The 23,717-nt window shown below is 44.5% G+C and carries 23 protein-coding genes; 12 read left to right on the top strand and 11 right to left on the bottom strand.

Annotation, left to right across the window (positions count from 1 at the left end):
• The first annotated feature begins 72 nt into the window (after window positions 1-72).
• Entirely contained in the window at window positions 73-327 is a 255-nt protein-coding gene (locus tag R7P74_RS11100) for an Lpp/OprI family alanine-zipper lipoprotein (RefSeq protein ID WP_005375145.1), read from the top strand.
• Window positions 328-353: 26 nt separating this feature from the next.
• Here the strand turns inward: R7P74_RS11100 and R7P74_RS11095 are convergent, their stop codons facing one another.
• Genes R7P74_RS11095 through R7P74_RS11080 form a run of 4 tightly spaced genes read right to left on the bottom strand, consistent with a single transcriptional unit; the run spans window position 354 to window position 4,465 of the window.
• Window positions 354-1,280, bottom strand: a complete 927-nt coding sequence (locus R7P74_RS11095; protein WP_005383933.1) for a L,D-transpeptidase family protein — start codon at window positions 1,278-1,280, stop codon at window positions 354-356.
• A gap of 6 nt (window positions 1,281-1,286) precedes the next feature.
• On the bottom strand, window positions 1,287-2,702 hold the full coding sequence (phrB, locus tag R7P74_RS11090) for a deoxyribodipyrimidine photo-lyase (protein ID WP_318122841.1): 1,416 nt from the start codon (window positions 2,700-2,702) through the stop codon (window positions 1,287-1,289).
• A gap of 22 nt (window positions 2,703-2,724) precedes the next feature.
• On the bottom strand, window positions 2,725-3,525 hold the full coding sequence (locus R7P74_RS11085) for a MerR family transcriptional regulator (protein WP_033906723.1): 801 nt from the start codon (window positions 3,523-3,525) through the stop codon (window positions 2,725-2,727).
• A complete protein-coding gene (locus R7P74_RS11080; protein WP_138939428.1) occupies window positions 3,515-4,465 on the bottom strand; it encodes a YbgA family protein in 951 nt (316 codons plus the stop codon). Before R7P74_RS11080 ends, R7P74_RS11085 begins: the two co-directional genes overlap by 11 nt.
• A gap of 398 nt (window positions 4,466-4,863) precedes the next feature.
• Here R7P74_RS11080 and deoD point away from each other — a divergent pair, with 398 nt between their 5' ends.
• From deoD to R7P74_RS11035, 9 genes are all read left to right on the top strand, one after another.
• Complete coding sequence (gene deoD / locus R7P74_RS11075) at window positions 4,864-5,574, top strand: purine-nucleoside phosphorylase (RefSeq protein WP_005375140.1); 711 nt, start codon at window positions 4,864-4,866, stop codon at window positions 5,572-5,574.
• A gap of 70 nt (window positions 5,575-5,644) precedes the next feature.
• Window positions 5,645-7,114 carry a hypothetical protein gene (locus R7P74_RS11070; RefSeq protein WP_005383936.1) on the top strand — a complete coding sequence of 490 codons (1,470 nt, stop codon included), beginning with the start codon at window positions 5,645-5,647 and terminating at the stop codon, window positions 7,112-7,114.
• A gap of 166 nt (window positions 7,115-7,280) precedes the next feature.
• A complete protein-coding gene (locus R7P74_RS11065) occupies window positions 7,281-8,765 on the top strand; it encodes a hypothetical protein (RefSeq protein WP_213871255.1) in 1,485 nt (494 codons plus the stop codon).
• Window positions 8,749-10,332, top strand: a complete 1,584-nt coding sequence (locus R7P74_RS11060) for a GGDEF domain-containing protein (RefSeq protein ID WP_053307917.1) — start codon at window positions 8,749-8,751, stop codon at window positions 10,330-10,332. Before R7P74_RS11065 ends, R7P74_RS11060 begins: the two co-directional genes overlap by 17 nt.
• A 244-nt stretch (window positions 10,333-10,576) precedes the next feature.
• Entirely contained in the window at window positions 10,577-10,957 is a 381-nt protein-coding gene (locus tag R7P74_RS11055) for a DUF3302 domain-containing protein (RefSeq protein WP_005375135.1), read from the top strand.
• A complete protein-coding gene (locus tag R7P74_RS11050; protein ID WP_005375134.1) occupies window positions 10,957-12,087 on the top strand; it encodes an HlyD family secretion protein in 1,131 nt (376 codons plus the stop codon). Before R7P74_RS11055 ends, R7P74_RS11050 begins: the two co-directional genes overlap by 1 nt.
• Before the next feature lie 335 nt (window positions 12,088-12,422).
• Window positions 12,423-12,971, top strand: a complete 549-nt coding sequence (locus tag R7P74_RS11045; protein WP_005375133.1) for an ECF-type riboflavin transporter substrate-binding protein — start codon at window positions 12,423-12,425, stop codon at window positions 12,969-12,971.
• A 6-nt stretch (window positions 12,972-12,977) separates the two neighbouring features.
• Entirely contained in the window at window positions 12,978-14,717 is a 1,740-nt protein-coding gene (locus R7P74_RS11040) for an ABC transporter ATP-binding protein (protein ID WP_318122840.1), read from the top strand.
• Window positions 14,714-15,553, top strand: coding sequence for an energy-coupling factor transporter transmembrane component T family protein (locus R7P74_RS11035; protein WP_138939430.1), 840 nt, complete (start codon window positions 14,714-14,716; stop codon window positions 15,551-15,553). The genes R7P74_RS11040 and R7P74_RS11035 overlap by 4 nt, the downstream gene beginning before the upstream one ends.
• Before the next feature lie 122 nt (window positions 15,554-15,675).
• Here R7P74_RS11035 and R7P74_RS11030 read toward each other — a convergent pair whose 3' ends face one another.
• The 4 genes from R7P74_RS11030 to napG form a co-directional block, all read right to left on the bottom strand.
• Window positions 15,676-15,957 (bottom strand): YrhK family protein, encoded by a 282-nt coding sequence (locus tag R7P74_RS11030; protein ID WP_025768568.1) that lies wholly within the window; start codon window positions 15,955-15,957, stop codon window positions 15,676-15,678.
• 206 nt (window positions 15,958-16,163) lie between these two features.
• Window positions 16,164-17,345: an MFS transporter gene (locus R7P74_RS11025; protein WP_005375129.1), complete on the bottom strand. Its 1,182-nt coding sequence runs from the start codon at window positions 17,343-17,345 to the stop codon at window positions 16,164-16,166.
• 199 nt (window positions 17,346-17,544) lie between these two features.
• Window positions 17,545-18,399 carry a quinol dehydrogenase ferredoxin subunit NapH gene (gene napH / locus R7P74_RS11020; RefSeq protein ID WP_225473184.1) on the bottom strand — a complete coding sequence of 285 codons (855 nt, stop codon included), beginning with the start codon at window positions 18,397-18,399 and terminating at the stop codon, window positions 17,545-17,547.
• On the bottom strand, window positions 18,399-19,169 hold the full coding sequence (gene napG / locus R7P74_RS11015; protein WP_151515318.1) for a ferredoxin-type protein NapG: 771 nt from the start codon (window positions 19,167-19,169) through the stop codon (window positions 18,399-18,401). Before napG ends, napH begins: the two co-directional genes overlap by 1 nt.
• Window positions 19,170-19,563: 394 nt before the next feature.
• Between napG and R7P74_RS11010 the strand changes: the two genes are divergently transcribed.
• Entirely contained in the window at window positions 19,564-20,064 is a 501-nt protein-coding gene (locus R7P74_RS11010) for a GNAT family N-acetyltransferase (protein WP_225473183.1), read from the top strand.
• 46 nt (window positions 20,065-20,110) lie between these two features.
• Here R7P74_RS11010 and R7P74_RS11005 read toward each other — a convergent pair whose 3' ends face one another.
• Both R7P74_RS11005 and R7P74_RS11000 read right to left on the bottom strand, forming a co-directional pair.
• On the bottom strand, window positions 20,111-21,088 hold the full coding sequence (locus tag R7P74_RS11005; RefSeq protein ID WP_225473311.1) for an ecdysteroid 22-kinase family protein: 978 nt from the start codon (window positions 21,086-21,088) through the stop codon (window positions 20,111-20,113).
• On the bottom strand, window positions 21,085-21,372 hold the full coding sequence (locus R7P74_RS11000; protein ID WP_225473182.1) for a GNAT family N-acetyltransferase: 288 nt from the start codon (window positions 21,370-21,372) through the stop codon (window positions 21,085-21,087). Before R7P74_RS11000 ends, R7P74_RS11005 begins: the two co-directional genes overlap by 4 nt.
• A gap of 127 nt (window positions 21,373-21,499) precedes the next feature.
• On the opposite strand from R7P74_RS11000, the gene R7P74_RS10995 reads away from it, so the two are divergent.
• On the top strand, window positions 21,500-22,246 hold the full coding sequence (locus tag R7P74_RS10995; protein ID WP_042521645.1) for a flagellar brake protein: 747 nt from the start codon (window positions 21,500-21,502) through the stop codon (window positions 22,244-22,246).
• Between the two features lie 122 nt (window positions 22,247-22,368).
• Here the strand turns inward: R7P74_RS10995 and R7P74_RS10990 are convergent, their stop codons facing one another.
• Complete coding sequence (locus R7P74_RS10990) at window positions 22,369-23,349, bottom strand: porin (RefSeq protein WP_025768571.1); 981 nt, start codon at window positions 23,347-23,349, stop codon at window positions 22,369-22,371.
• Between the last annotated feature and the right edge of the window lie 368 nt (window positions 23,350-23,717).

Here is a 23,717-nt window from a genome sequence, read left to right as displayed (position 1 = left end):
CACATTTAACCTCGCTACTGTATAAAATAATAGTTGGTGGCGAGACTTTCACTATAAGCAAGGAGTTCTTATATGAACAAAACGTTGATCGCAGCTGCAGCAACTTCAGTACTTCTACTAGCCGGTTGTGCTTCTTCTGATGACGCAGCAACAGCAAATGCAGCAAAATTAGACGAACTAAGCAACCAAGTTAGCCAACTAAGCCAAGACGTACAAGCTCTTCAATCTGACGTTCAAAAATCAGGCGCAGCAGCAATGGCTGCTCAAGAAGAAGCTGAGCGTGCTAACGAGCGTATCGATAACATCGCTCAGTCTTACACTAAGTAAGATTTGATACCGCGTCTTAACGCCCGTTAAGGCGCGGTTATTTCGACAGGAACCCCATTCTGTGCAGCGATTGCTGCTTTAGCCTTTACGTTTTTCATACCGAATTCATCCAGCCACCACTTTAACTCTTTCGGCACTTTGAGTTCATCTTTCTCGCCATTACTACGAGTCAAAGGCTCATGTGCTTCTAAGAACACACTTCTGTCAGGTTCAAGTGTCATTTTGATAGGCTGATTAATGATGTTAACGTCTTCGCCGTTACGAACCTTGTCAAATAACCACTCAATGTCACTTGGGTCCATACGAATACAACCCGCGCTGACTCGCATACCAATCCCAAAGTCCTTGTTGGTACCATGAATTAGGTATTCGCCATTCCCGTAAGCTAAACGCAATGCAAACATACCAAGTGGATTATCAGGCCCCGCAGGAACAACGGCTGGTAGATCAATGCCCTTTGCTTTGTACTCGGCACGAATAGAGGCTGGAGGAGTCCATGTAGGGTTCGGTCGTTTTTGGCTGATACGCGTTGTCATTACTGGGGTATCGCGCCCTATTCGGCCAATTCCGACAGGAAATACATGGACAATATCCTCTCCTTTCGGAAAGTAATACAAGCGCAGCTCGGCTAGATTAATAACGATACCTTTATAAGGTACGTCTGGGAGGATTAGCTGTGTCGGAATAGTAAGAACATGCCCCTCTTCTGGTAAGAAGGGATCCACGCCTTTGTTTGCGGCCATTAAACCTAGCATACCCACATCGTAGAGCTTAGCGATATTTGCCATGGTTTCGCCTTCTTGCACGACGTGGTTTTCAAGGCGACCAATTAAACGGCTTCCATCCTCTGGTAATTCGTACATCTTAGCGAATGATAGACCACTCACTAAAGATAACGACACAGATAGCAGGGTACGTTTTGCGAAACTCATTGATCGCTTTTTGCTAAGCATTTCACTCTATTCCTTGGCACTTTTAAAGAGCTGTAAGGTTATCTCTCTTTCTGTCTTGTGATCAACCATCGGCTTGTGATATTCCAGTAAAGAAAAGCCCTCCCAAGTCCAAGGTTTATGGATGTATTTGTTCGGTACACTTTTGATTTCTGGTACCCAGTGGCGCACAAATTCACCATTAGCATCGAACTTTTCGCCTTGGCTTATCGGGTTGAAAATACGAAAGTATGGCTGCCCGTCACAGCCCGTAGAGGCAGACCATTGCCAGCCACCATTGTTCGCTGCAAAATCGCCGTCCACCAGCTTACTCATGAAGTACGCTTCTCCCCATCGCCAATCAATATGTAAGTCCTTGGTAAGAAAGCTCGCGGCAATCATACGTAATCGGTTGTGCATCCAGCCTGTTTGATTGAGCTGACGCATTGCTGCATCAACGATTGGGTATCCTGTTGTTCCTGTCTTCCATCGCTCAAAGGCTTTCTCATCATAGGACCACTGGATTTTATCCTCCCAATCGATAAATCCTTTGCCTTTGACGAGTTTTGGTTCGAAAATCAATAGGTGCTGATAAAACTCACGCCAAATGATCTCACTTAACCAAGTTGCTTTCCCTTCTGTAAGGTCATTTTGTTGATTTTCAGCATACAAACGAGCAATACACTGCCTTGGTGATAGCGCGCCAATCGCAAGGTATGGAGACAGTTGGCTAGTGCCATCAATAGCTGGAAAGTCTCGCTCGCTTTGATACGCGTCACTGCGCTCCCGTGCAAATTCCCTAAGCTGCTTCAAAATATCATTAGTCGAAGCCAGCCAGTCTTCACTGGATTCTCGAGGATAGCTAAATGTGAAGCTTGAATTAAATCGAGCCGACTCTAATTGTTCGAGTACCTTTTTATTGAGTGGCGCTTGCTCGTGAGGTTTTACTACCGTCGGCATATGGAACTGCGTTAACCAAGCACGCTTGAATGGCGTAAATACCTTAAAATATTCGCCTTGCTTATTAAGAACCGTCGTTGGCGCGTGCACACATTTGTCATGAAACAGTTCAAATTCGATATCGTGAGAAGCTAACGCTTCACTTACTTGTGTATCGAGCTCTCGTTCGTTCACCTCATAGTGAATGTTTGCCATGACAGACGTGGCTTCAAGTGTTTCCGCCCACCCACTAATCACATCTGTACAATCGGAAAACGACGGCACCTCTTTGTACAACAAAGGAATATTAAGGCTTTCAAGCTCCTCGTTAAGACAAGCTAAGCGACGAGCAATGAGGTCTGCCTGCATCGGCGCCATGTGATGCTCCCGCCACTGCTCTGGCGTCGCGATAAAGCAAGCGACGACAGGCTGACCTGAATCCAACGCCGCTTTGAGTGCCGTGTGGTCTAACGTACGTAAGTCACGTCGAAACCATACTAAAACCATGGTAGCTCCTATCTTTTGTCTACTAAGTTAGGTGTAATTTCTCTATCACTTCAGAGCACCCCATCCGATCACCTAACTGTGCGTGAAGCATTTTGATGGACGCTACTTGTTTAGCAGCTAGCGCTTTGTTGGAGAAAAGGTAGATAAACGAACCATTTTCAACGACCTCGTGATCTAGTAGACCAGAAACATCATCAACCTTATCGATCAAAGTCGTGTGATACCCTTGTTCGCAAAGCTTCGCTGCTTGAATCCAACTCTCAGACTCTCTGTTTTGTTCAAAGCTAATGAGCAGACACTTTCCTTTGGAAGCGGCTTTGTTTTCAGAATCGATAACAAGGGCAAGTCGAGTGATCAAACAAGTCTGAAATAACCCTACCTGTAAAGATCGCAGCGATCCTTTCACCATGTCTAGCGCATCAAATACTGGGCTAATAAACTGATCAATAACGAGTTTTAGTGGATACTCTTTAAGAACAGAGGCAAGTAAACTCTCTGCTTTTCCTCGATTCAGGGTAGACAGCGCAAGCAGCATGTTTTCAACTTCTTCGAGTGTGCGAACCTCGTTTTTGACTTCGACATCGGCGCTTTTTCCTAGCAGCCCCTTCACTTTACCAATCGAAATCCCCTTCGCGAGCCAGCTCTGGACTTCGCGAATCGTATCGAGATCTTGCTGGCGATAAAGTCTGTGTCCTTTTTCAGTTCGCTGAGGTTGGATCAAGTTGTATCTTCGTTGCCAAGCTCTCAGCGTAACTGGTTTTACACCCGTGATTTCTGCGACATCTCGGATCGCGTATAGTTTTTCTTCTGAACTACAAACCATAGCGTAATCTCATCTCCTGCGGATACGGTTCTAAAAACTTCTGTTTTGATAAATACTCGTCTGGGTAAGTATTTAAGTAATGCTTAATCAACGTAAGTGGTGCTAGCAGAGGCAGCATTCCAATACGGTAGTCGTGAATCACTGTCGCTAACTCTTCTTTTTCTTCTTTAGTTAGTGAGCGTTTGAAGTACCCTTGTAAATGCATCAACACATTTGTGTTATTTTTGCGGCTAGCCCGATTCGTTAACGCCTTCATCAGTCCTAAACGATACTCTTGGTAAAAGTCTTCAATTTCATAATTAGCGACATCAGCGACTAAGCGGCCAAGGGAGCGGTATGACTCTGGGTGGTGTGCCATTAACGTCAGTTTGTAGCGCGAATGAAAGTCGATGATTTTGCCACGAGTAGGCTCACCATCCATCGAGTCGTAAAAGTCATTTAGACAAAATACTCGAGTAATAAAATTTTCTTTCAATACAGGGTCGTTAAGTCTGCCATCCTCTTCAACAGGCAACCAAGGCATTTTTTGCATCAATGTTTGCGTATACAAGCCAACACCTTCTTTCGCTGCACTGTTCTTGCTGTAAACCTTGACTCGCTCCATGCCACAAGTTGGTGACTTGGCACAAACGATGTAACCACAAAGCTGCTCGCTTTGAAGTTCATCTACTTTATTGGCCGAGTAAGTGAGCATATTGTCGGTATGATCATTTTCTGGATTTTTGGTTTCAACCAATGCAACACGCTCTTCATTAGAAACAAGACGAATGGTTGGACGGGGTACTGGCATACCTACGCCGACTTCAGGGCATACCGAAATAAAGTCAAAATACGGGCTAAGCTCTTTAGTCACAAAGTTGCTCACCTTATGACCAGAGTCAAAACGCACTCGTTCACCCAAAACACACGAACTGATACCTACTTTGATCGAAGATTCCATGATGACGCATCCCTATACAAAAAGTTTTGTTGTATAACTTATAGCAAGCCTTTCCAGATTGTACAAGAAAATAAGTTGTACAATTTAATCGTTTTACTTCACTCGAAAGTATTTCGATCAACCAGCTGTCAGAAAAAAGTTTGGCCCAAAAACAAAGAATTTGTGCGCGCAATCGACAAACTGCTCAAAAGCAAATCGATTGCTCTTTTGATTTCAACAGATTTGGTTATCAATAGTAGTTACAGTTTCTAAATGCGTGGTTTTTGTGACTAAGCTCTCAAGGGGCTACTGTACGTCCCGATATTATTGCCTCAACGAAAACGAACAAGTTCAACAGAATTGGTAATAGCGTTCTATAATAGAGGCGTTTTATCAAAACAAAACTTTGGAGAGCACTTATGGCAACCCCACACATTAACGCACAACCAGGTGATTTCGCTGAAACAGTTCTAATGCCAGGCGACCCGTTGCGCGCTAAATACATCGCTGAAACGTTCCTAGAAGATGTGAAACAAGTTTGTGACGTTCGCAACATGTTCGGCTTTACTGGCACTTACAAAGGCAAAAAAGTTTCTGTAATGGGCCACGGCATGGGTATCCCGTCTTGCTGTATCTACGTACACGAGCTAATCGCTGAATACGGCGTGAAAAACGTTATCCGTGTGGGTAGCTGTGGTGCAGTACGTGACGACGTGAAACTAATGGACGTTGTTATCGGTATGGGTGCTTCTACAGACTCTAAAGTTAACCGTATCCGTTTCAACAACCACGATTTCGCAGCAATCGCTGATTACGGTCTTCTAGAAGAAGCAGTTAACCAAGCACGCGCTCAGGAAGTGCCTGTAAAAGTAGGTAACGTATTCTCTGCAGACCTGTTCTACACACCAGAAGCAGACATCTTCGAGAAGATGGAAAAACTAGGCATCCTAGGTGTAGACATGGAAGCGGCTGGTATCTACGGCGTAGCAGCTGACCTAGGCGCGAAAGCACTGACTATCCTGACAGTTTCTGACCACATCATCCGTGGTGAAAAACTAAGCTCAGAAGAGCGTCAGAAGTCGTTCAACGACATGATGAAAGTTGCACTAGAAACTGCAATCAACATCTAAGAACAAATAGTAAGTAATAATTTGCAGCCAGAGTTATGCTGGCTGCCCGAATTATCCCGAGGGGGCGATTGTGTCTAACGGCGAACTGCCAAAAGACGCAGATGGGTTACAACTCAACTTTTGTAAAACATTGGCGTGTGACAACTTTGGATTGAGTGATGCAAAGCGTTACGTTCTGCAACATGCGAACCCTAAGCGTCCGGCGATGGTATGCCGTGAATGTGGAGCTTTCCCCCCCTTACTTAATAATCGCGATGTCGTGAACGAACTTCATCGCCTGCGGCACGTCCACAGTGACGGGTTGCCTGCTTGCCGTAATGATGATTGCGACAACTTTGGACTTTCTGTCCACACTCACAAACACCTCTATCACGCTTTCGGTTACAGTGGCGATCGCCAACGTTACCGCTGTAAAGTGTGTCAAAGTACCTTTGTCGACAAGTGGTCTGGTGCCAACAAGAAGCTTCAATTTCAAGAGAACTTGATGGGCTTGTTGTTTACGGGATATTCAGTACGAGAAATCTGCCGCAAGCTTAGTATTAACCCAAAAACCTTTTACGATCATGTTGACCATATAGCTAGCCGCTGCCGCCGTAAGCTGGCAACCATTGATGCGCGCTGGGTAAACCACGCAACGCATTATGAATTGGCCTCAAACTATATTGCATTGCAACCGAACAGCAATAACGGTGTGTATTGGATTGTTTCTGGCGAAGCGCATTCTGGCTATATTCTTTGCCAGCACGTCAATTATTCCGCTGATGAAGAGCCAATCGCAACGCTCGATCATAACCCTTACGATGAGGTGTCTCGTTTTGTTTCCCAGGAGTACGTAGCGGAAGCAAGTGAGCCGCTTGCGGAACCTTCTCATCACCTCAGAGAGCGAATTGACCAAAAATACCAAACAATTTTGGCTCGCGGTAACGTAGAAGACCCTCTTGGTAATCTATCTGTATTTCATTACCCTTCAAAAGGGGCATTAGTCCGTCCACCATACACCTCATATGCACACTATTTGCACGTACTTGATATGTGCTGCCCAAACAAACGTGTATCTCTATACATGCCTCAAGATCCCCTACTACGTTCGGCTGCACTGAGCGTTTGTTTACCTCGCATTAAAGAGAAAAGTGTCGACTTGATGTACGTAGAAGAGGACGCTAGTTGGGACATGAGTACTCCCTTTGGCAAAGTCGATATCGCCTATATGAGTTGGTGGCGCGATCGTTGGGCAATCTCTAGTCAAAACGAAAACCACAAAGGCATTTGCTACCTCGCTGGCGATCAAAATGAGCCTGAAAAATGGTTTAACGTTGCGACAACTCGTCATGTGAAGTTTTATCAAAACCGCTTTCAGATTCTTTTCGAAAGCTTCATTAACGAGCCACGTCGCAAATTACGACCTGCTGGTATTTTACCTCTTTTAGATATATTCAGAGCTTGGCATAATTTGTGCTATCAGGATAAACAAGGTCTTACCGCTGCACAAAGGTTAGAAGTCTCTGATGCACCTTTGACAATCAAACAGCTCCTATCGTAGCTATTCTATTGGTAATTTAGATGTAGTAATTAGGGGTTGTAACGGTATACATTACGGCCCCTGATCGTTTACCAAAACGTTATCCGCATCGCTTTGGTAAAGAAACATGCATCTAACCACTTAATATTAGGTGTGATTTCCAGTTCGATAGTCATGGATGTGAACGTTGGATAAAAACCAAATTCAGCTAGAAGATGATCTCACTAAGCTTAAAGGCCAAATAAAATCGGCCCCTAAACATACCTTTAATATTGCGCAGCAATATCGTATCCGCGCGGAACAAATTTTATTTGTGGACGGAGAGATCAAAGCCTTACTCATCATGGCGCAATGCTGTTGGTGCCTAATGGATTACCGACAAGGCTTAAAACTCGTCAAAGACGCTTACAGCAAACAAACACAGCTTGAAACCGACGATCATCTCCCGGAAATTCTCCATCTTTTTGCACTCCAATATTGGGGGCAGGCAAAGTATTATTCCGCGCAACAATATTGGATTAATGCGCTCGAACAATCTGCTCTTGTTGATGATGTTGAAATTCAAATCGAATCTCTAATTGGGCTTGGTAATGTATGGCGCATCACTAATGAACACCAACTTGCCGCTTCAACTCATGAGTTAGCCGTTAAAGTGGCAAACAATGTTCGTATTGCTTGGTTAGAAGGCAAAGCGCGCATCCTATTAGCTTGGGACTATTACTTACTAAATAAGTTTGTCGAGATGCTTACGGTACTGGATGGAGCAACCGAAGTATTAAAAGATCATGATGACAGTACGTGGCAAGCCGAGATCTGGGACTTTAAAGGGTTAGCACTGCTTGGACTAGAACGCCTTGATGCGGCCGAAGAAGCCACCCAAAAAGCCCACCAGCTCGCCATTGAGCATGACCTCGTTTGGATGAAAGCACACTCTTTTATTAGCCGAGCAAGACTTGAGCTTTTGCGCCAAAATACAGACAGCGCTGCCAAGTTGCTACTTGCAGCAGAAGAGTCTGCACTCAGTTTCGACCACGGTGAGCTACTCAGCCAAATTTGCTTCCAACAATCACGAGTCGCTGAAGAACAAGGAGACTTTGAGTCTGCGTTTAACGCGTTCAAGAAATACCGTAAGCACGCACTCAAAATGCTCAAAGAACAAACTCACCGAATCAGCATGGATAAAGCAAGAGGCTCTAAACGCCAACTAGAGCAGCGAGCACGTAAGCTGATCAATCATATTCGCTCTCAACACGAATACGACCCTGAAAAGCAGTTCTCTAATGTCGTTTCTGAGACCTACTGGTGGGAACAATTAGTTTTGTTTAAAACGGAGCTCAAACGCTCTAACCACGCCATCATTATGATTCAGCATTCAAACCCCGAAGTTCTCGATGTTTGTACCGAGCTCGTTCATGCATTGACAACCTCTAGCGACCTCATCTCGAGAATTTCCAGTAACAGGCTAGCAATGTTAATTGCAGAAAAAGGTCAAGCAGCAGAAGAGGTCTACCGCACTGTCCAATCGATGTTAGACATCTATCCATGGAAGCGACGAGGAATCAAAGACCCGAAACCGATATTGTATTTGCAAGATATCCTGACCTTCCCATTCACGTTAGAACAGCTCGAAGAAAGTTATATTGAGGTAATGAAGAATGGAACAACTGCTTAGCAAGGTGACTGACGCAGGTATCGATCCTTCTTCCGTTTCAGGTGAAGAAGCGATTACGCTATGGGAACACATAGGGTTACATATTGCGTCAACAAACCGAGAGAAAGCGCATTGCTATATCATTAGCGCCGAGTATCGAAGAGAGATCAAACAGCTCAACGACAGCATTAGTGAATTGAAACAAGCGCTTGAGTTACTTGTTTTACCAGAAGATGTGGAAGATATTCTTTCAGTGAAAGCAAGCTTGAGTGAGCGTTTAGTTGAAGTAGGTGACTACAATGCGGCATTAACCGAGTATGTTGCTTCAACCAATATCGCCGTCGAGTACGGCTATATTGATGAGTACGTATTGGCCATTATTGGAATGGGTAATTTGTGCGATGCCTATGGGGATCACCAACGTGCATTACGTTATTATCAAAAAATAGATGCTATCGATCACGCTATTGGCAGTCGATCCCTACGCCTTCGTTACAAGCTGTACATGCTTGCATGTTATATCAGCTTAAACCGTACCGCAGATGCCAAAGAGTTGCTGAGTGAATGTGAAGAACTGAGCATTCTCGTCAGTGATAAAAACCTCGCCGCACAAATTCACCTCTACCGAGCCAAATTACATCGTCTGCAAGAAGACTACCCCAATGCGTTGCTGGCTATTTCGAATGTTCAGTATACAACGGGTAGTGCCACGACATACTGGTTATCCACGATGGTCAAAATTGAGACTGCGTATTGTCTAAACGGTGTAGGGCACACTTCTTTAGCTAATTTAACGTTGGACTCCATCAGTAAAAGGATTCAAAAGCAGCTATCTCCTATCGTTACTCAGCATTTTTATAACGCGATGAGTCAAGTTTACGCCTCTCAAGGGTTGTATCAAGAAGCATTAAATTGTGAAAAAAAAGCGCATAGAATCGAATCTGATCTTGTAAAACATATTCCGATCGGTGAGTTAGGGTCTGCTCAACTACGCCGACTTTCACGCTTTGAGTTACAACTCAAACTCATTTTGTCAGAGCTAGAAAACAAAGAACTAAAAGAAACCACCAAGCAGCATAAAAATACTGTTGCTCAGCTACAGCAGGACGTCTTTACCGATCCACTTACGTCTTTACACAACCGACGCTGGTTAGAAGTTAAACTAAAAGATCTACTTCTGCACGATACTGCATTTGCATTGATGGTCATCGATATCGATCACTTCAAATCCATCAATGACGAACTAAGCCACTTGGTTGGCGACAAAGCGATCAAAAGTGTGTCACAGGAACTGGCGTCCTACTTCAGATTTAAAGGCGCATCGTGCGTACGATTTGGTGGTGAAGAGTTCCTCGTGATCCTTGAGAATACCCAACTGGAACGCGCAGAAATGCATGCCGAGAATTATCGTGAACGGATTTATCAATATGGTTGGGACGATATTCTTGGTGAACGGGGGCTGACCGTATCCATAGGGATTACCTTGCATCGAGAAGGCGAGAATACTCAGCGAACTTTTTATCGTGCAGACAAAGCTCTTTATCGCGCCAAAGCCAATGGCAGAAACCAAGTCTGTACCGAACTTTAAACCATGCCCCGGTTGACACCTGGGGCTTTAGTATACTTTTTACTTATCCTTCCTATATCACTTCACTGCTTGTTTAAATAAGTACTCAGCAACACCTTAGCTGCCAATAAACATCAGTGGATACTTACATCGCATAAACATAATTCCTACATAAAAACCGCTTGATTCATCTGTAGTTAAGACAAATACTTAAATTGTTAATTTACGTAGATTTTCCATTTCGCAATACGCACAGGTAGGTAAGATGTTTCTAGACTATTTTGCACTTGGGTTACTCATCTTCGTTGCTTTAGTGATCTTTTACGGAATCATTGTCATCCATGATATTCCATATGAAATCGCCAAAGAGAGAGAGCACCCGCACCAAGACGCAATTCACTACGCTGGCTGGGTCAGCCTTTTCACTTTGCATGCGCTGTGGCCATTTTTATGGATCTGGGCAACATTATGGCGCAAGGAACGCGGCTGGGGTTTTAAACAACTAGAACAAGAAACACACGACATTCATCACCGCCTTGAAGAACTCATCGATGAAGTCAACGAACTCAAAAACGAAGTATCGATGTTGAAACAACAAAAGATTCAGCAAAAGCCTTTGCCTGAACAAAGTAAAGAGGACGAATAATGGACTTATTGCTGATTCTGACTTACGCAGCTCTTTGTATTGCCATTTTTAAAATTTTCAATATTCCTCTAAACAAATGGACCGTTCCAACCGCCGTACTTGGCGGCGTAGTGTTAGTGGGCACACTCGTGCTGCTTATGAACTACAACCACCCATTTACTCAATTGGGTAACCAAGTGTTCCCGACTACGCCTATCGTCTCTGGCGTGCGTGGCCGCGTGGTGGAAGTGCCAGTCCAAGCCAACCAACCGCTCAAAACGGGCGATATTCTTTTCAAAATCGATCCTGTGCCTTTTGAAGCAGAAGTTGCTCGCCTTGAAGCGAAAGTCAAAGAAGCAAGCCAAGGTGCGTTGGGTTTAGAGTCTGATCTAAGAGAAGCAGAAGCTGCTGTATTGAAAGCGCAAGCGGACAGAGATAAAGCACAAAGGGAGTTTAGCCGATATCAAAGGGGCTTTGATCGTGGCGCGTTTACTGAACAAGATTTGGATACTCGACGCCAAGCGTATAAAGCGGCAGAAGCCATGTTAGACGTTGCGATTTTGCAACAAGAACAAGCGCAAATCGCTCTGGACTCTGAAATCGGAGGCGAAAATACCCAAGTCGCGCAACTTCTTGCCGAGCTGCGTAAAGCAGAGTTTAACCTAGAGCAAACCGTCGTTCGTGCGCCAACCGATGGTTACGTTACGCAATTGGCTTTGCGTCCTGGTGTTATGGCTGTGCCGTTGCCACTTGCCCCGGCAATGACCTTCGTACATACCGAAGACATTACGTACACCGCGGCATTCAGACAGAACTCATTACAACGCTTGAAGCCAGGCTTTGAAGCAGAATTTATGTTCCGCGCAATTCCGGGCAAAGTGTTCCGTGGCGAAGTCATTGACGTGATTCCAGCCATTGGTGAAAGCCAAATTCAAGCGCGAGGCGCTCTGCTTGGGACTGATGCCTTGCGCACGAGCGGACGTGTTTTTGCGAAGCTGAAAATTACCGACGACTTGAGTGGATACCACCTGCCAATGGGTACTGCGGTTGAAGTTGCAGTTTATTCAGACAGCTTTACTCACGTATCAGTGATGCGCAAAGTGCTTATTCGTATGAAGAGCTGGCAGAACTATTTATACCTCGACCATTAATGAACATATAGCGCATTCATTTATTGGTAAAAATAACATCAAACCGTGTAATCAGGGGCTGACGATCAGCCCCTGATTCATTCTAGCCATCCAGATAGATAGCATTCCCACTTTTATTAATATTCTGTATAATGCGCGCCTTATTTTTAATGCTTGCTAAAACCAAAGCCAGTCAAAGGGATGCGTGAATCAAATCACACATTTCCTGAAGAAAAATAGAGCAAACAATAAGCAGCTTGGTTGTTTTGAATATATGTTACACAATCAAATAACTAACGCTTTCCAACAATATAAATGAACGTTCTTTAAAATCGACTATTGAACTGAGGTTATCTATGAATCTTTCCGCTAAAACTGTTGTGGTTATTGCAATCGGTGCTGCTCTTTACGGTATCGGCGGCTTACCTATGTTTGGCATCCCTGTGTTTGCAAACACAACGCTAAAACCAGCAATGGCAGTATTAGCATTGTTCTCAGTACTATTTGGACCACTTGTTGGCTTCTTGGTTGGTTTTATTGGTCACTGGGTTACTGACCTATTTGCAGGTTGGGGCGTATGGCTCACTTGGGTACTTGGTTCAGGTATTGTTGGTTTGATTATCGGTCTATTCCCTTCTCTAACGCGCTACCGTTTGGAGAAAGGTGATTTCAATATGAAAGACTTCGCGTTATTCGTAGTACTTGCGCTATTAGGCAACGTATTTGGTTACGGTTGCTCTGCATTCCTCGACACGATTTTATACGCAGAACCGTTCACTAAAGTGTTTACCCAGCTTTCTATTATCGCGATCGGTAACACCATTCTTATTGCTATTGTTGGCTTCTTCATTCTTAAGTCTGTCGCTAAACGTAACAAGCAAAGCCGTAACTTAACAGAGGCTTAATGTCGAATGACAATCGAATTTTCTAACTTCTCTTTTAGATATGAGTCGCTGGACAAACCGACGCTAAAAAATATCAATCTAAGGATAGAGAAAGGAGAGAAAATCGTCATTATCGGTCCAAGTGGTAGTGGTAAATCTACCCTTGGGCAATGTCTTAACGGACTGATCCCACACGCAATCAAAGGGGAAACCAGTGGAACATTGACCATCAATGGTCAAGACACCGCCCCTTTCGACATGCACCAATACACTGAGCAAGTTGGCACCGTACTCCAAGATACGGACAGCCAATTTGTCGGTTTGAGCATTGGCGAAGACATTGCATTTGCGCTGGAAAACCAGCTAACTTCAAATATCGACATGTACCCATTGGTCAAAGCCACGGCCAAAATGGTCGACTTGGAACAGATGCTAGAACGCTCACCCCACGATTTATCAGGCGGCCAGAAACAGCGTGTTTCTTTGGCGGGCATTCTCGTCGATGACGTCGATATCCTTTTGTTTGATGAACCACTAGCTGCGCTTGACCCTAAAACGGGTAAAAAAACCATCGAGATCATCGATGATCTACACCGCGAAACGGGTAAAACCATCGTAATTATTGAGCATCGTCTTGAGGACGTTCTGCATTGCTCCGTTGACCGTATTATCTTGATGGAAAGCGGCGAAATCATTGCCGATACAACGCCAGATGAAATTTTAGCGTCGCCTCTGCTAGAAGATTACGGCATCCGCGAACCGCTTTATATTTCAGCACTGAAAGAAGCAGGCTGCGCGATTGAGGGCGATGCAAAACCTTCTAGCTTAACTACCTTACCGTTGGAGCAATATAAACCGGCAGTACAAGCATGGTTTGATGGTTCAAAAGCACAACCGCCCAAAACGCCAGCCGAGACTTTGCTTGAAGTCCGTGGCCTCACCTATTCTTACGACGGTGAGAAAAACGCGTTAGAAGACGTGAGTTTTGACATCAAGCGTGGCGAGTTTGTCTCTGTACTTGGCAAAAATGGCTCGGGTAAATCGACCATCACCAAACTGATTATGGGCGTTATTGAAGCGGATAGCGGCTCAATGAGTATGAATGGTCAAGATCTTAACGAACTGACCATCTTCGAGCGCAGCCAGAAAGTGGGCGTGGTGATGCAAAACCCGAATCACATGATTTCCCATCACATGATTTTCGACGAAGTGGCCTTCGGCCTCCGTAATCGTGGCGTTGAAGAGAAACAAATCGAAGCTAAAGTACTTGAAGTCCTTGAGCTGTGCGGTTTGAGCAAATACCGTCACTGGCCAATCGAAGCATTGAGCTACGGCCAGAAAAAGCGCGTAACCATTGCGTCAATTTTGGTATTGGAACCAGAGCTTCTGATCCTTGATGAACCGACGGCAGGTCAGGACTATCGAAACTACACGTCTATGCTGAGTTTCATCGAAAAGCTCAATCGCGAGTTGGGCGTAACCGTGATGATCATCTCTCATGACATGCATTTAGTGCTGGAATACACCACGCGCTCTATCGTGATTGCAGACAGTAAATTAGTCGCGGATGCACCAATGACGCAGGTATTCAGCAGTCCAGAGCTACTAGACCAAGCAAACCTCACTACCACAAGTTTGTTTGAGTTGGCTACGAAAGTTGGTATCGAGGGCACCAATGGCTTTATGCAGCATTTTATCAATGTAGAAAAAGCGCACCGCCAACAAAAAAGCGACGAAGTAAACCAACCAGAGAAAGCAGTGGCATGAAAGACAACAAAATGAAGTTTGGTATCAACTACATCGATACCCAATCGCCACTTCATAAGTTGAATGGCATTACTAAGTTCTTGCTTTTCATTGCTTGGGTAACGGTGGTATTGACCACATTTGACTTGCGAATCATCGCGCTGTTGATCGTGCTGGGTTTGGGCTTATTGAAAATGACCAAAGTGCCCTTTCATGTCTACAAACCGCTGTTATTCGGTACAGGCACGGTATTACTGATCAATGCCCTGTTTATGTTCGCGTTAGCACCGCAACAAGGTACTGAGTTCATGGGTTCATCAACGGTTTTACTCTCGTTACCCGGTAATTACTCGCTCACTCAAGAGACATTGTTTTACCTAGTAACAGTGACGTTGAAGTACTTCAGCATGTTTCCAATCGCGTTGGTGTTTGTATTTACCACTCACCCGACGGAGTTTTCAGCCAGCTTGAACCGCTTGGGTGTGCCTTACAAAATCGCCTATGCCGTAAGCTTAACGCTGCGCTACTTGCCGGAAGTGAAAAAGGACTTTGTTAACATCATGCACGCGCAACAAGCACGCGGAGTAGAACTGAGCAAGAAGGCTCCGTTGTTCACTCGTATGAAGAACGTCGCGAAGATTCTTGGACCTCTGATTTTCTCTAGTTTAGACAGAGCCGATCAAATCTCAAACGCGATGACGCTACGTGGTTTTGGCCGCCACTCCTCTCGCACTTGGTACAGCTTAAAACCACTGACCAAAGCCGATATGATCTGCATGGCTGGGATTGCGGTGATAGTGATTGCTGCGATCAGCAAGCGTGTGATGGACACACAACTGTTCTGGTATCCGTTTTAAATTCTGAAGCTTCAAACTGAACATAACGTGGTTAGTGTTGTGACCACGTTATCTTCCGTCTTTCCCCTCGATAACTCGCCTGCTGGCTTCTTGCTTGCAAGTATTCAAAAGAAGCGGTAATTTCAGCGGCTCGCTGATGTGCCAGAAAGTTGCTTATTCAAACGACCAACATGAACTAAACTCATCAGTTTTATCAGGGGCTTAATGATCAACTGCGCACTGCCCACGATGAAAAGCCAAGTACCACTTTCAATCAACGAATCATTCAAAAAGAAAAAGCTACCAATTAAAAACCAAATAGCAATGAGTAGGTCGTTTGCAGCACCTAACGCCTCATAGCGGCGCTGAATAACGATGTGACGGCTTCCTAGATCTAAATCCAACTCTCTGCCATGTATCTGCACTGTATAGCTCCCCTCTTATTGTTTCGCGTCAGTTATGCCCAAGTTATTTCGAAATACTTAGTTCTAAACCCTAACGGACGTAGCATGCATTGACAACCATTGGGGGGATTATCTATTTGCAATCAAAAGAAAAGGGCGCATAAGCACCCTTTTCAGCGAGTCTAATTACAGGTATTCGCTTTAATGATTAGATAGTGAGTGCCAACTTAACTCCACTTCAACAAGCGAGTTTCGTTGCCTTCTTCCGGCTTCGCTGGAATATTGAGTGACAACAGCAAGCTCACTGCTGCCATACCAGCGCCGATGTAAAATACGCTAGCAGGTGAAACCAGCCAAATCACACCAAACGTAACAGGTATTACAACCGCCGCAATATGGTTAATCGTAAACGCAACGCCCGCGGTCGACGCCATATCTGCTGGGTCGGCAATTTTCTGGAAGTAGGTTTTAATCGCAAGCGCTAACGCGAAAAATAAATGATCGACAACATACAATGCTGCCGCCCACTCTGCCGTTTGCACCAAACCGTACCCGACAAACACGAAGATCAAACCGACGTATTCAAACATCAACGCTTTGCGCTCACCAACAACGCCGATAAAACGGCCTATTCGCTTCGCAAACAAGAAGTTAAAGACATAGTTAATCAGGAACAACAACGTAATATCTGCGGCGGAGTAACCAAACTTTTCTACCATCAAGAAACCAGCGAACACCGTAAAAATTTGACGGCGTGCTCCACTCATAAACGTAAGCGCATAGTATAACCAGTAACGTTTACGCAGGATGAGCTTCTTGTTCTGAGGTACTTTTGTCTTAAATTGTGGAAAGGCAAATGCCATCACCAAAATGAGCACAAAACCTAAACCACCAGCCATTAAGTAGACCGTTTTAAAATCAAGTTTGAGCTGTTCGAGCGAAACCCAAATGGCGCCGTAGGTAAACAGAGAAGCCAAAGCTCCAACAGAAATAAACTTACCCAGCATTTCTGGCGCTTCTTCTTTAGATAGCCATTGTAAAGACAAAGACTGCTTGAGTGTTTCAAAGTAATGGAAGCCGGTGGACATTAACAAGGTTGTAAAAAGTAGACCGTACAAAGTGGGAAAATAACCTGTTAATGCCGTACCAAGCGTAAGCATCGCCAAAGAGACGAGCATAAAGCGTTGCTCTCGGATAAACAGCAATACAAACACGGCGGTAAAGGCCAAAAAACCCGGAATTTCACGCACACTTTGCAATAGGCCTATGTCGGCACCATCAAAGTTTGCTTTCTCGATAACAAAGTTGTTCAACAACGCCATCCAGGTAGAAAAAGCAATGGGCACGATAATGGAAATTAACAGGAGGAAATTTTGCGGCGTTCTCCAGCCGTGCGATGAGGTAGTCATGATGTTTCCTTTAAATATGAAGGCATCATCATAGCTTTAAATGTAACAAATTCGCAATATCATTATTATTTTCAGCCCAGAGCAAGCAGATATGGCTGAGGAATATTGTTATGAAGATAAACATCGCGCTTAACTCCTTGGCTAAGCGCGATGTTCAAGTATCAAGAGAAATAAAGCATGAGTAAATGTGCTCAGTGGCTTAATCAATGACTTTTACTGATAAGCGATTTTTAAATTCAAACACATGTTCTGGACATACATCCAAACAACGACCACAGCTAATGCAGTTTTGATCCATAACTCGACGATCTCCCTCTTTCAAAGGCTGCCGAAGCACTTCTGGTTCTGGGCAAACGTAAAAGCAATCCATGCATTTGGTGCAATCTTCGCGGCGAACAGCAGTAACCCGCAACAGGCTTTTTCGGCCTATCACTCCATAGGTAGCCCCCAGTGGACATAAGTGCCCACACCACCCATGCTCAACCAAGAGTAAATCCAACACGAACACCAGGGCGATCAACACCCAACCTGCGCCCATACCAAACACCAACCCGCGATGCAGTGCCGCCACTGGATCTAACCATGTCCAAAGAATTGCGCCAGACAGCGCACTGCCCAACATCAAAACAGGGATCAGCCAATAACGAATCACGGGAGACCAACGATAGCTCGCTTTAATGTTGAGCTTTCGACGCAACCACGCCGCCAAGTCTGTCACGGTGTTCAACGGGCACACCCAAGCACAAAATGCGCGCGGCGCCAAAATCGCGTAAAACACCACGACAATCACTACGCCTAACAACGCATTAAACTCCGGAACATGCCCTGTCGCCAAAGCTTGAAGCACAATTAACGGGTCACTTAACGGCACGGTATCGAGCAACATACTTGATGACAGATTACCAGTTAGAATTCCCAGCGTCGGCCCAGCCATAAATAGCGCAATGATGGTGAACTGACATAGCCGACGTAAAATCAAAAACCGATGCGCGCGCCACCAACCAAGCTTTTCAAGCGCTTCTTTGCCAGCATTTTGAGCTAAATTCTTTGCCATTACTTACCTCCTTTTAGCGATTCAAGCGCACCTTCCGGCACAGGCGTCTCACTAGGGAGGATATTTTCGAGTGGTTTGTCGATCTCTTTCCAACCAAAATTGTAGTGGCTGCCCACTTTGCCTTTCGCCAAATCCGTCGGGACAACTTTAATAGCAGCGACATCCAACACGCACGCTTGTTCACACTTACCACATCCGGTACACACTTCGGAATTCACTGTAGGGATAAGTTTGGCGTGATAGCCGGTTCGGTCGTTGTGAACCATCTCTAACGTGATGGCTTCATCAATCAGCGGACAAACGCGATAACAAACGTCGCATCGTAACCCTTGCCAGTTAAGGCAAGTTTCATGGTCAATAAGAACCGCTGTACCCATTCGAGCATCATCAATATCGGTTAGTTTCGGATCCAGCGCCCCACTCGGACAAGCGACAACACAAGGAATGTCCTCGCACATTTCGCAGGGAATATCGCGTGCAGTAAAGTAAGGTGAGCCAGTCGCGACGGGTGAAAGTAATGTCGCAAGTTTCAGGGTATCGTAAGGACATGCCTGAACACACAAGCCACATCGAATACAAGTTGATTCGAAATCGCCTTCCGGCAATGCACCAGGCGGACGAATAGGCACACCTTTGGTTTCTCGAGCTTGGCTTTGTAGCGATTGTAAGCCCAATACACACGCAGCTGCGCCAACACCAGCCGCAATCCGAGCTGTATCACGCAAAAATCGGCGCCGACTTTGCGATATTTTAGACTGAGAGGATTTCATGCTATTTCCTCAACAAAACTCCCTTATCAAGTTAAGCATAAATAGCCCTAAACGTGTCGTTTCCCTATACCTCATAGGAGGTAACCCCATCCTCTATTGATTCAAGTCAACTGACGCACAGTGCCGTCGTCACAGTTTGACTAAATGCGTTTATTTACTGCGACATGAAATTCACCACGATACTCTGCAGTACGCGCCATTCTCAGTACAATAATTCAACACCTTTGCAATCTATTCGCTCAACTTGATGATAAATCACTACTGAAAATTAAAAAAAGACATCATAACAAGCTAATTTAAAAGGCATTTATCCATTAAACATAAAAAAACACTATCCAAATAAGAAAACTGTGGTTAGATTAAAAATTAAAACTAAAAAGCGAAGGAGAGAGGCATGGAAATTATCGTACGTCCAACGACCGTCGAAGACGCAGCGGCACTCGTAGAAATCTATTCACAACCAAAAGCACAACGTGAAACCCTGCAACTCCCAAAGCCTTCGCTCGCGATGTGGGTGGAAAGATTGTCAAACATACCTGATGGTGTTTATAGCTATGTCGCTGAAATTGATGGTAAAGTCGTCGGAAATATTGGCTTTCACCACTCTCTACGTCCAAGAACGATGCACACGGCATCGTTTGGCATCGGAGTACATGATAGTTTCCATGGACTCGGTATTGGTAGCAAATTGATAGATACAGTCACTGAACTAGCAGATAACTGGTTAAATGTGAGAAGAATTCAGATAGAGGTCAATGCCGATAACGACGCCGCCATTGGGCTTTATAAAAAGCATGGATTTCAAATTGAGGGTGAAGCGATTGACGGTTCCTTCCGTGATGGTGAATTCATCAATACCTATTACATGGCGCGCATCAGACCAGGCCAAAGATAAAACAAAGCCTCCTACTAATTGGAGGCTTTTCTTTTTAAACTTCGACTCACTTTCGTAAGTAAGCCAACGCTCTGCGAGTCAATGCTTCTGTGTAGGGATTGATCTTCCAGTGGTCGGAACTCCAACCTTTCACAAAGCGCTGAAAGTCTGCCCAAGCCACAGCAAACAAAGGACGCCATTCACGCTCGACTTCATTAGGGTCAAGATTCGGTTGATAGACCATTAGCGCGTGTTGCAACTGAGCAAAATACGTATCCAAAACCCAAACTTCCATCTCTGCACAACGTTCTGGCTTAACGGCACTACTCATAAACAGTGCCACATCTTTCATTGCACACCCACATCCAACGTATTGAAAGTCAACCGCAGCAACGTTTGATTCTTCTTCATCAAAACAGAAGTTCGCCAATTTGGCATCACCGTGTACTAGTGTTTTAAACTTAGCTTGCGAAAGCGTTTGATCAATCAATTGAGCCGCATTTTGTAGCTCAGTGTCTTGCAATGCTTCAAGCTCGTCGGGTCTGGTTGCTAAGTGCCAGTATGTTCCGGTATGCCACAACTTATCCGAACGAACATCGATGTATCGCGCATGAAAGTTCGCCAACCAAGTGAGGCAGGCTTGTAGATGCTCTAGCTGTGCATCTGTGATGACTTTTGGAAAGCCCACCTCGGCGAGATCTTCCATCACAATGAGCCATTCATTCTCCGATTGGAACGTTTTTAGACCTTGTGGTACTCGGCAGCGAGTATCCACCCCTCCGGAAAAATACTCATACCAATTCACTTCCACCTGATAAGAGTGCAACTTTCTTTGATGAGAACGGTCCGTATTCCAGCCTCTAGGATGCTCTGAAGGCTTAGGGAGTTTTACATGCTTAATGATCACCGAACGAGTAGAATAAGTAACTCGGACTAACTCTCCATAGCCTCCCCATAGCGATTGTATGACTTCTACAGAGCGGTAATTACCTAGATTGAGTTCCTGGCCAATATTTTGGTAGCGTTGGTGGTTGTTACTCATCATGCGAGCAGATGTGACCACGTTTGGTTCTTCTCCATATAGTGAATAACATATGGGCAAACTGGTTTGATTTGATAACCGAGTGACTCAATTTCTGGCAACACCGCTTCCATCATCACTTTTCCGTACCCCTTACCTCGCAGTGCTTCAGGAACAACCGTTGATGTAATGTGCATGACATTACCCTTAAGCTGATAAATTAACTTGGCTTTATAGCCCTGCTCTAAATCAACCCAGAATGTACTATTCGTGGCTTCATGAGTGGCTTCATGAGTTACTTTATGCATATCTTGCTCTCTAATTTTTGTTACAGATTGATTGAATCAAACTATATCACTGAATAAAATCGATACCATGCGAGAGTGCTGCTTCGCCTCACGCGATTACCTTCTTACATCAGGTACGACAATTATAATGAGAAATATGAGCCCAATTGCCAGAGACGGCAAGCTACCTCTGCAAAGCAAGAAGGCACCAGAACGTCAGGCAAGTACATTAAATAGCACCGATGCAATGGCAATGGTCGAACATGGCAGTGAAGTGAGCTTAAACGTCACCACCCCCGTTGGTACAAAGTTTATTACAACCAGCACATTTGTTGGCTGTCACTCAAATAATACTGCATTGATAGAGGTTCCGAACATCTCCGATGAAGACTTGAAGTTCTATTTTCAAGAAGGCTTTTGGATCAATGTAAAAGCCTACTCTCATCGAGGTGAAGGGGCCGTTATCCCATTTCGGGCCCAATTACAGCATCGACTAGGCGATCCGTACCCAATTTTGGTGCTAGACCTACCCAACACTATGCAGGTCTTTCAGCTTCGCAAAGAAGTGCGTTACGAAGTAAATTTGAGAGCGCGTGTTTGTTTAGAAGCCTATCGAACTGAATGCGAAATAAGAGATTTATCTCGTAGTGGCTGTCGTTTTGTAACATCACCAATGAGCCGACCACTTCAGGTTGGTGACCACGTTTCATTAGATCTAACGATGCCCGGAGAAAGTCGTATGCTAGCGCCGTTGCGAGGTCGTATTTGTAATTTACAAAAATCAACGCACTATGCTCGCTACGGAATGGAGTTTGATGAGGTTGGTAAAAACAACGCTAAAAACCTCCTCAGTCACCTCAAATTTGATGGTACTAAGCTCACACTAAAAAGATAGATTTTATAACCCCTACGCTTATCAAGAAGCTTTGAAGTGCTAGAAAACAAGAAACCCCTTACTTTTCAGTAAGGGGTTTTATTTACTAAGAATAAGGCAGTATCTTAGATAAGAGTCATGACTTAGAAGTCGTAACGTAGACCTAGCGCTAGCTCATCTTTTTCAGCCGCGCCTTCGTTATCCATTAGATCGAAGTTGTATGATGCGTAGCCACGGAAGTTAGGCTTGAAGTAGTAAGTTACATCAACAGCTAGGTTTTCTACAGTATCTGCGTCTTCTAGTTCACCTTTGTTGAACGTAGAAGTGAATACAGTTTGACCCATAGTGTAAGCAGCGGCTAGTTCGTAGCCTTTGTAATCAAAAGTCTTACCTGCAACATCCATATCCGCGCCAGTGTAGTTACCAGCGAAGTAGAAGTCACCTACAGAGTATGCAGCGACCAGCATGAACTCATCGCTGTCGTTTTGATCTGCGTAACCAGCACCTAGTTCAAAACCAGTGTTAGCAAACGCGTAAACACCAGATAGAGAGAAGCCATCTTCCTCGTTGTCTGTAAAGCCTTGTGCATCTGTTGTGCGATCAGCAAAACGGTAGCTAGCGCGTACAGCTAGCTGCTCGAATTGGCCTTTGTAAGACAGCATGTTATCTGTACGGTCAGAAACAGGCAGTTTAAGTGCTGCTGTGTTACCGTGGTAAGCCATAATGTCAGTAAAGTCAGTAAGAACCACTAGTGCGCCGTCGTTTTTACCGTAAGTTACTTCACCGTATTTGCCACCCAGACCCGCATAAGCGTAACGAGTTTCAAGACTGTCTGTCTCACCAACTTTGTTACCTTTAGAATCAAATACATCATAAGTTTTAGTTACAAACTCACCTTCCCAAAAACCAACGCCGTATAGGTTTTCATTGATTTCCTGTTTGCCTAGGAAGTTAAGACGGATGCGAGTACGGTCTTCTGCCTTACCATCCATCATAGAAAGACGCGCTTCAGCGCGGCCGCCCATCTCAAGAGAAGTGCCATCTTGGTTGTATAGTTCTGAAGCGACAACTTGAGATCCTGATGCCATTAGCGCCACTGCTACAGCTAAAGTTTTTAATTTCATTGTTATTTTCCATATCATTGTTTTATATGTGTTTTCTCACCAGAAAAACAGGACTTTTCTGTACCAACGAGAAAACTGGCGGCATAGTAGCAGCTGTTATTTTTCACGCAACGTGTTGAATAAACAGCGCTTATAGAAGAAAACACCACTTAAAATGACGATATGAATACCTCTCAACCATCAAGTTATCGGTTGAGTTAAAAAAAATGTTCGCGTCAAAAAAAAATTGACGAAAAAAATGTAAAAACAATATCACAAAACGTGATATTGCCCGCAAAAAAATCTTGTTAACTAACTGTTTTAGATAGACTTATTGATAATAAATCCGATTATTACAAACAAAAAAAATCCCTGAGCATTCACTCAGG

The sequence above is a fragment of the Vibrio sp. 2033 genome (assembly GCF_033339735.1).
This window is presented reverse-complemented; position numbering and strand designations above follow the sequence as displayed.